The sequence below is a fragment of the Oleiphilus sp. HI0066 genome, assembly GCF_001635725.1.
Window position 1 is genome coordinate 1 of record NZ_LWFH01001592.1, and the last position, 1,771, is coordinate 1,771.

The following is a 1,771-nucleotide window of genomic DNA, read 5'->3' on the forward strand; positions in this document are numbered from 1 at the left end:
GGAATGTACCCAGCAGGCTCAAGGAAAACGCAATGATTGCCAAGAACACGGTCCAACTTTTGAAGGCACCGCGTTTCTCAGTCACCGCAAGAGAGTGCATCAGAGCTGTGCCGACTAACCAAGGCATAAATGAAGCATTTTCTACTGGGTCCCAGAACCACCAACCGCCCCAGCCTAATTCATAGTATGCCCACCAACTTCCCAGTGCGATACCAAGCGTTAAGAATGCCCACGCAACAATAGTCCAAGGTCGAGACCACCTTGCCCAAGCGCTATCAAGACTGCCACCCAGTAGAGCCGCTATAGCAAAAGCAAAGGCCACAGAGAAGCCCACATATCCCATGTACAACATTGGCGGATGCACGATCAAACCAAAGTCTTGAAGCAACGGGTTGAGGTCGCTTCCTTCTAGCGGTGTGTTTGGAAGCAAACGATCAAACGGATTAGACGTCAGTAAAATAAATAGCAAGAATCCAATACTAATCATGCCCATCACGGCAAGCACTCTAGCAAGCATCTCGCGTGGCAATTGTTTACTGAATATGGCAACCGCTATTGTCCAACCTGCCAAGGTAAGAGCCCAAAGCAATAGTGAGCCTTCGTGCCCACCCCATACAGCACTGATCTTATAGTACACAGGCAATAGCGTATTGGAGTGGCCAGCCACATACTTAACGCTAAAGTCATCTTGAACAAAAGCGTTTGCAAGGATTAAAAAAGCGACAAAGATAAAGAAAAATTGGCCGAATGCTAACGATCGCCCTGTTTCCATCCATACGGGGGAATTTTTCGCTACACCATAAAGTGGTGTAATGCTTTGTAGACAGGCACACAATAAGCCTATTATCAGTGCGAAATGACCCAGCTCTGGTAGCATTTAGTATTCCTTATCTGAAGTGTATTGATCGCCGTAACCTTTATGCCCAGACTTTTCGAGTGCCTCTGCAACTTCTGGAGGCATGTAATTCTCGTCATGCTTGGCAAGCACTTCGTCTGCAATGAGAACACCCTCATTATTAATCCGCCCTAAAGCGACAATACCTTGCCCTTCTCTAAATAGATCCGGCAGTATGCCCGTGTAATTGACTTCGACATCGGCAACGAAGTCAGTCAAAACAAATTTAACGGTAAGATCATCTTCGCTACGAGATACTGAACTTTCACGAACCATTCCACCAGCGCGAATTTTCACCCCTTCAGGAGCTTTACCTTCGGAAATCTCCGTCGGGTTATAGAATAGATTTATATTCTCGCTCAGTGCGTACAAAGCGAGCCCTATCGCAACACTAAGACCACAGACTAGAAAACAGATAATCAGCAATCGCTGCTTACGCTTCGGATGCACTACTTTGACTCTCTCTTTTGTTTCAATAGACGACGAATTCTTTTTTCAGTGGTGGTTTTAGCCTTTGCTCTCCCGTCAAAACAGAAAAACGCTAAACCAAAAAATAAGGCGAACGATACGCCGTAAGATAACCAAACATAAAAAGTATGGTGGCCCATCTCAAAATATTCAGCCATTGCTCCGCTCACCTTCGATATTCAATAGCTTATGGACCCAACGCGTTTTAAGCTCTCGTTGAACGATTTCTGCCTGCATACGTACGAGAACCAAGGCCGTAAAAAAACAGTAAATGCCAATCACCATAATTAATAGTGGCAACCACATCTCAGCCGGCATTGCGGGTTTCTCTGTTAACGTAAACGTTGCGGGTTGATGCAGTGTATTCCACCAATCAACCGAATATTTAATGATCGGAATATTTATTAC

Annotated in this window: 3 protein-coding genes and 1 pseudogene; all 4 read right to left on the minus strand. The window is 45.3% G+C overall.

Annotated features, from left to right (window positions below; all coding sequences use genetic code 11):
- The coding region (locus A3738_RS25010; protein WP_197474023.1) for a heme lyase CcmF/NrfE family subunit at window positions 1-877 on the minus strand (877 nt) is incomplete at its 3' end.
- Window positions 878-1,345 (minus strand): cytochrome c maturation protein CcmE, encoded by a 468-nt coding sequence (gene ccmE / locus A3738_RS25015; protein WP_068473679.1) that lies wholly within the window; start codon window positions 1,343-1,345, stop codon window positions 878-880.
- Window positions 1,345-1,521 carry a heme exporter protein CcmD gene (gene ccmD / locus A3738_RS32755; RefSeq protein WP_068473682.1) on the minus strand — a complete coding sequence of 59 codons (177 nt, stop codon included), beginning with the start codon at window positions 1,519-1,521 and terminating at the stop codon, window positions 1,345-1,347. Before ccmD ends, ccmE begins: the two co-directional genes overlap by 1 nt.
- A pseudogene (locus tag A3738_RS29600) lies at window positions 1,514-1,771 on the minus strand (heme ABC transporter permease); the annotation flags it as partial. The pseudogene A3738_RS29600 and the gene ccmD, both read right to left, overlap by 8 nt.

What these genes read in the sequence shown, in the direction of transcription:
- ccmD (WP_068473682.1), bottom strand. Translation starts at nt 1,521, where the DNA reads ATGGCTGAATATTTTGAGATGGGCCACCATACTTTTTATGTTTGGTTA.